This window comes from Thioalkalivibrio sp. HL-Eb18 (genome assembly GCF_000364985.1).
In the GTDB taxonomy this organism is placed as follows: Bacteria; Pseudomonadota; Gammaproteobacteria; order Ectothiorhodospirales; family Ectothiorhodospiraceae; genus Thioalkalivibrio.
The window spans coordinates 1-6451 of record NZ_KB822989.1; the positions used below are offsets into that span (position 1 = coordinate 1).

6 protein-coding genes, 1 pseudogene and 2 riboswitches are annotated in these 6451 nt (G+C 66.0%); of the genes and pseudogenes, 6 read left to right on the forward strand and 1 reads right to left on the reverse strand.

Annotated elements, in window-relative coordinates; translation table 11 throughout:
• Positions 1 to 240: pseudogene (locus tag F813_RS0113330) on the reverse strand (IS110 family transposase); the annotation flags it as partial.
• 315 nt (positions 241 to 555) lie between these two features.
• Positions 556 to 657, forward strand: a riboswitch (glycine riboswitch).
• 1 nt (position 658) lies between these two features.
• Positions 659 to 768: riboswitch (glycine riboswitch) on the forward strand.
• A gap of 110 nt (positions 769 to 878) precedes the next feature.
• Between F813_RS0113330 and gcvT the strand changes: the two are divergent.
• The 6 genes from gcvT to F813_RS0113360 form a co-directional block, all read left to right on the forward strand.
• The gene (gene gcvT / locus F813_RS0113335) at positions 879 to 1979 is read left to right on the forward strand and encodes a glycine cleavage system aminomethyltransferase GcvT (protein WP_017926925.1); all 1101 of its coding nucleotides are present in this window, start codon (positions 879 to 881) and stop codon (positions 1977 to 1979) included.
• A 74-nt stretch (positions 1980 to 2053) separates the two neighbouring features.
• Positions 2054 to 2446 (forward strand): glycine cleavage system protein GcvH, encoded by a 393-nt coding sequence (gene gcvH / locus F813_RS0113340; RefSeq protein WP_017926926.1) that lies wholly within the window; start codon positions 2054 to 2056, stop codon positions 2444 to 2446.
• Between the two features lie 118 nt (positions 2447 to 2564).
• Positions 2565 to 3923 (forward strand): aminomethyl-transferring glycine dehydrogenase subunit GcvPA, encoded by a 1359-nt coding sequence (gene gcvPA, locus F813_RS0113345; RefSeq protein WP_017926927.1) that lies wholly within the window; start codon positions 2565 to 2567, stop codon positions 3921 to 3923.
• A gap of 50 nt (positions 3924 to 3973) precedes the next feature.
• Positions 3974 to 4501, forward strand: a complete 528-nt coding sequence (tpx, locus tag F813_RS0113350; protein ID WP_017926928.1) for a thiol peroxidase — start codon at positions 3974 to 3976, stop codon at positions 4499 to 4501.
• Positions 4502 to 4578: 77 nt separating this feature from the next.
• Complete coding sequence (gene gcvPB, locus F813_RS0113355) at positions 4579 to 6090, forward strand: aminomethyl-transferring glycine dehydrogenase subunit GcvPB (RefSeq protein WP_017926929.1); 1512 nt, start codon at positions 4579 to 4581, stop codon at positions 6088 to 6090.
• Positions 6091 to 6234: 144 nt separating this feature from the next.
• On the forward strand, positions 6235 to 6451 hold a 217-nt coding region (locus tag F813_RS0113360; RefSeq protein WP_017926930.1), incomplete at its 3' end, for a transposase family protein.

Below are 6451 nucleotides of genomic sequence, written 5' to 3' on the forward strand. Positions count from 1 at the left end.
CTTCACGAACTGCGGCGCCATCAGCCGCACCTCGTGCCCCAACGCCTGCAACTCACGGGCCCAGTAATGGGCACTCCCGCAGGCCTCCATGCCCACCCGGCACGCCGGCAGCTGCGCCAGGAACGCAAGCAGCTTCTTCCGCGTGATCGCCTTCGAAAACACCTTCCGGCCCTGCGCATCCACGCCGTGGACCTGAAACACGTTCTTCGCGAGATCAATGCCGAGTGTTGTAACCTGCATCTGGACGCCTCCGTCGCTTCGAGTGAGAGTTCACACCCCCACTCTGGCACATCGCGATGCCGTAATAGGGCGGGGGCGTCCATTCCATTGAGGAGCGCAGCGACGCGGCAACCTCCGAAAGCGGGCAGTGCGGGGGAATCAGCATCCGGTGGTTTCGGATGGAAATTGCTTCGTCGCTGCACGCCTCGTGATGACGGTGCCCTCGATATGCGGTCGGGGCGGGCGCCGAAAAGCCGCCGCCACCCGTCCGGGCTTTCGCGAAGGAGGTATTTGGGTGTACAATTAGTTTCGTCTGCGGGTGCCCGACAATGCCCGCACACCGTTCTGGAAGAGTTCTGCGATCGCGAGTCGATTGGCAGACGCCGAAGGCGCAACATCCGCCCGGAATCGCTCAGGCTACCGGACCGGAACGGTGCAGGAGACACACTCTGGAGAGCGGCCGGCGACGGCCCACCGAAGGGGGCGGCCCTGCAGCGAGAAATCGCTGGCAAGGCGCAAACTCTCAGGTTTCAGGACAGAGGGGCGGCTGGCAGGTAGACCCTGCTGGCCGCCCTTTTTTTATGCCCCGCGTATACGCCGGGGCTGCGGCGGGCCGGGATGCGGCCCGTCTCACGAACACGAATGCAAGGCGACAAAAGATGAGTCTGAAGAAAACGCCGCTTCACGCCGCGCACCAGCGCGCCGGGGCCAAGCTGGTCGACTTCGCCGGCTGGGAGATGCCGCTGCACTACGGCTCCCAGATGGAGGAGCACAAGATGGTGCGCGCCGGAGCCGGCATGTTCGATGTCTCGCACATGCAGGTCGTCGATGTCCATGGCCCACAGGCGCAGGCCTTCCTGCGCTACCTGCTGGCCAACGATGTCGCCAAGCTGAAGACCGAGGGCCGCGCCCTGTACACCTGCATGCTGAACGAGGCCGGCGGGGTGATCGATGACCTGATCATCTACTGGACCGGGGGTGACACCTACCGCGCCGTGGTCAACGCCGCGACCGCCGAGGGCGACATCGCCCACATGCAGCAGGTCGCGAAAGATTTTGACGTGAACGTCGAGCCGCGCCCGGAGTTCGCACTGATCGCGATTCAGGGCCCGCAGGCGGTGGAGAAGACGCTGCCGCTGCTGCCGGACGATCTGCGTTCGGCCGGCGATCTCAAGCCGTTCTCCGCCGTCTGGAACGATTCCTGGTTCGTTGCCCGTACGGGCTACACCGGCGAGGACGGCTTCGAGGTGATGCTGCCGGCGGAGCAGGCCGATGGCTTCTGGGAAAAGCTGAAGGACGTCGGCGTGAACCCGGTCGGCCTGGGCGCGCGGGATACGCTGCGCCTGGAGGCCGGCATGAACCTCTACGGTACCGACATGGACGACCAGACCAATCCGCTGACCGCGAATCTCGGCTGGACTATCGCCCTGAAGGATGCCGAGCGCGACTTCATCGGTCGCAAGGCTGTCGAGCAGTGGAAGGCCGAGGGCGTGCCCGAGCGCATGGTCGGGCTGGTGCTGGAGGGGCGCGGCGTGTTGCGCGGAGGTACCCGTATCGAGACTCCCGCCGGCGATGGTGTGGTCACCTCCGGCAGCTTCTCGCCGAGCCTGGGCGTGTCGGTTGCGTTCGCGCGCATCCCGGCCGCGGTGGATGCCGAGGAACTGCAGGCCGACATTCGCGGGCGCATGCTGCCGGTACGGGTGGTCAAGCCGGTGTTTGTACGTAACGGCGAGCCGCAGATCGAACGGCCGAAAAACTGAATCGAGGATTGCCTCATGCCGCCCGCGCGAGACTAAACTGCGCAGGCGGGATCCAAACGAAAAAGGAAGACGTCATGAGCGAAGCACCGAAGGACCTGAAGTACACCAAGAGCCACGAGTGGGTGCGCCAGGAGGCCGACGGCACCGTGACCATTGGCATCACGGATCACGCGCAGGAATTGCTGGGCGATCTGGTGTTCGTGGAGGCCCCGGAGGCGGGCGCGTCGGTCGAGGCCGGTTCGGCCTGCGCGACGGTCGAGTCGGTCAAGGCCGCCTCGGACGTGTATGCCCCGCTGTCCGGCGAGGTGACCGAGGCCAACGAAGAACTGGCCGACAGCCCCGAGAAGGTCAACGAGTCCCCGTTTGACGAGGGCTGGCTGTTCAAGATGAAGCCCTCCGACGCGAGCCAGCTCGACGCCCTGATGGACGCCGACGCCTACGCCGCGCACGTCGAGGCCGAGTCCTGATCCGACGTTCCCGACGGGGCGGTTTCTGACGGAGCCGACCTGGCAGGAGCGATAAGGCGCCCCGGGCATCCGGCCCGGGGCCCGATCCGAACTTCGCAGTAGCGAAAGCGAGTACGACATGCCCTTTATCCCGCATACCGAAGAAGACATCCGCGCGATGCTCGACCGCATCGGCGCTGATTCCATCGAGGATCTGTTCGACGAGATCCCGAAAGAACTGCGTGCGCCGGCGCTCGAAAAGGTCCCCGAGGGCCTGAACGAGATGGCGATCTCGCGCCTGATGCAGGAGCGCGCGGCGCGGGATGGCATGGCGTCCAATTTCATCGGGGCCGGGGCCTATGAGCACCACATCCCGGCGGCCGTGTGGCAGATCGCTACGCGTGGTGAGTTCTACAGCGCCTACACGCCGTACCAGGCGGAGGCCAGCCAGGGCACGCTGCAGCTGATCTACGAATACCAGACGATGATCAGCCGCCTGACCGGCATGGAGGCCTCCAACGCCTCGCTGTACGACGGCGCCTCCGCGCTGGCCGAGGCCGTGCTGATGGCCGTGCGCGTGAACCGCCGCTCCAAGAGCAAGAAGGTGCTGGTGCCGGGCGCGCTGCACCCGGACTATCGCCGTGTGATCCACACCCTGATCGGCAACCAGGGCATCGAGCTGGTCGAGATCCCGTTCGACGAGACCTCCGGCCAGACGCCGGTCGAGGCGCTGGCGCCATTCGCGGACGACGACGTGACCGCGATGATCATCAGCCAGCCGAATTTCTTCGGCATCCTCGAAGATGTCGACGCGCTCACCGGCTGGGCCGAACAGCGCGAAATCCCGTTGATTGCCGTAGTCAATCCGGTTTCGCTGGCGCTGCTGAAGCCGCCGGGCGAGTGGGGCGAGAACGGCGTGGATATCGTGGTGGGCGAGGGTCAGCCGCTGGGCGCGCCGCTTTCGTCCGGCGGGCCGTATTTCGGCTTCATGACCACGCGCAAGAAACACATCCGGCAGATGCCGGGGCGCATCGTCGGCCGTGCCGAGGATGCCGATGGCAAGCCGGGCTACGTGCTGACGCTGCAGGCGCGCGAACAGCACATCCGCCGCTCCAAGGCGACCTCGAACATCTGCACCAACCAGGGTCTGGTGGTCACCGCCGCGACCATCCACATGTCCCTGCTGGGTGACGAAGGCCTGACCCGTGTGGCCGAGGCCTGCTACGCCAATACCCACGCCCTGGTGGACAAGCTGGCGGCCAAGGGCATCAAGCCGCGCTTTACCGGCGAGTACTTCCACGAGGTCGCGCTGGACTTCGGCGGCAACGTCGCGGATCGCGTACAGGCGATGGCCGATGCCGGCGTGCTGGCCGGCTACCAGCTGGGCCGCGACTATGCCCAGCTCGACGGCTGCGTGCTGGCCTGCGCGACCGAGACCAAGACGGATGCCGATCTGGAGCAGTATGTGACGATCTGCGAGCAGGCGAAGGCTGCCTGACGCGGGTCGCACCCGACGCGCCATACACCACAAGCCTGAGGAGGCACGCCATGGCCGAAGTCAAACTGAAGGGTAATCCGATCCATACCAACGGCGACCTGCCGCACGTCGGCTCGCCGGCGCCGGATTTCAAGCTGACGACCAAGGACCTTGAGGACGTCTCGCTGGCCAACTTTGGCGACAAGCGCAAGCTGGTCTACATCGTGCCGAGCCTGGACACCCCGGTCTGTGCCGAGTCCACCAAGAAGTTCGAGGACATGGTCAAACAGCGCCCGGATCTCGAGATCCTGGTGGTGTCCGCCGACCTGCCGTTTGCGATGGGTCGCTTTTGCGCCGCCGAGAATCTCGAGCGTGTGACCGTGCTGTCGATGATGCGCGATCGCAACTTCGCCAAGGACTACGGCGTGCTGATCCAGGACGGCCCGCTGGAAGGCATCACCGCGCGCGGTGTCGTGCTGCTGGATACCGACAATCTGGTGATGCACGCGGAGCTGGTCTCCGAGATCGGTGACGAGCCGGACTACGACGCCATCTTCAAGGCCCTGGACGACCGGGCCGATCTGAGCCCGACGCAATAAATCATGGGCTACAGGCGGCGGGGCCGGGTCACCCGGGGCCCGCCGCCTTCCACGAATTCCTTAAGCGAGAAACCGCTATGAGCACCATGGAAAACCACCTGATCTTCGAACGTTCGCGTGCCGGTCGCTCGGCCGTGGCCCAGGCGCCGCGCGCGCATGCCACGACCGCCATCCCCGCGAACCTGCAGCGCAAGTCGGCCCCCGGCCTGCCCGCGGCTTCGGAGCTGGATGTGGTGCGTCATTACACGCGGTTGTCGCAGAAGAACTTCTCCATCGACACCGAGTTCTACCCGCTGGGCTCGTGCACGATGAAGTACAACCCGCGCGCCTGTAACAGCCTGGCGATGCTGCCCGGTTTCCTGAACCGGCACCCGCATGCCCCGGCCAGCCACAGCCAGGGCTTCCTGCATACGATGTTCGAGCTGCAGGAGATGCTGAAGGACGTGACCGGGATGAAGGCCGTTTCGCTCGCGCCGATGGCCGGTGCGCAGGGCGAATACACGGGTGTGGCCATGATCCGCGCCTACCACGATGCGCGCGGCGATACCGAGCGCCGCGAGATTATCGTCCCGGATGCCGCGCACGGCACCAACCCGGCGACGGCCATCATGTGCGGCTACGAGGTGCGCGAGATCCCGACCGACGCCATGGGTGACGTGGACCTGGAGGCGCTGAAAGAGGCCGTGGGCCCGCAGACCGCCGGGATCATGCTGACCAACCCGTCCACCGTGGGCGTGTTCGAGCGTCGCATCTCCGAGATCGCGAAGATCGTCCACGAGGCCGGGGGCCTGCTGTACTACGACGGTGCCAACCTGAATGCCATCCTCGGCAAGGTGCGCCCGGGCGACATGGGCTTCGACGTGATCCACATGAACCTGCACAAGACCTTCTCCACGCCGCACGGCGGGGGTGGTCCGGGTTCCGGGGCGGTCGGCGTCGGCGAGCGCCTGCTGCCGTACCTGCCGGTGCCGCACGTGATCGAGAACGGCGAGGGTGGCTACCGTTTTGCCACCGAGACGGACTATCCCGAGACCATCGGCCGCCTGTCTGCGTTTGCTGGCAACGCCGGCGTGCTGCTGCGCGCCTATGTCTACATGCGCATGCTGGGGCGCGAGGGCATGCAGCGCGTGTCCGAGTTCGCCACGCTGAACGCCAACTACCTGGCGCGCGAACTGGAACGGGCCGGGTTCGACCTGGCCTATCCCGAGCGTCGTGCGACGCACGAGTTCATCGTCACGCTGAAGAAGCAGGCCAAGGAACTGGGGCTGACCGCCGGCGACGTCGCCAAGCGCCTGCTGGACCACGGCTACCATGCCCCGACGACCTACTTCCCGCTGCTGGTGCCGGAGTGCCTGCTGGTCGAGCCGACCGAGACCGAGTCGAAGGAGACGCTGGACGGCTTCGTCGAGGCGATGGCCGCGATCCTGGAAGAGGCCGGCCGCGACATCGACACCATCAAGGCCTCGCCGCACAATCTGCCGAACCGTCGCTTCAACGAGGTGGCCGCGGCCAAGGCCCTGGACGTGGTGTACCAGGAGCCGCGTGCGGACGAGGGCGAGCCCGCCCCGCGCACGGGCACCAGCGGGTAATTCGGTCACGCCGTTTGTGCTGTCACTGGCCCCCGGTTTCGCCGGGGGCTTTTTTCTGGTTCATCGAAGGATACCGGGGAGGTATTCGTGCGCTGAAGGGCATCGTAATCTCGCGTGGAGCCGGGTTGGACACGGGAGAGGGGGATGCTGGACAAGAAGACGCTGCAGAAGCTGGGCGGCTGGGAAGGCTATCGGCTGGAACGTGCGGTATGGCCGGACGAGGCGGGCGGCACGCTGGAGTTGCACCTGAAGCCGACGCGGCAGTGGATGCACTGCGAACGCTGCGGCCACCGGACGCGTCAGGTGCACGAGACGACGCTGCGGCGGGTTCGGGATCTTCCCCTGTTCGAGTACCGGGTGG

Coding starts and splice junctions, on each gene's coding strand:
- gcvT (WP_017926925.1), top strand. CDS start 879: ATGAGTCTGAAGAAAACGCCGCTTCACGCCGCGCACCAGCGCGCCGGG.
- gcvH (WP_017926926.1), top strand. CDS start 2,054: ATGAGCGAAGCACCGAAGGACCTGAAGTACACCAAGAGCCACGAGTGG.
- gcvPA (WP_017926927.1), top strand. CDS start 2,565: ATGCCCTTTATCCCGCATACCGAAGAAGACATCCGCGCGATGCTCGAC.
- tpx (WP_017926928.1), top strand. CDS start 3,974: ATGGCCGAAGTCAAACTGAAGGGTAATCCGATCCATACCAACGGCGAC.
- gcvPB (WP_017926929.1), top strand. CDS start 4,579: ATGAGCACCATGGAAAACCACCTGATCTTCGAACGTTCGCGTGCCGGT.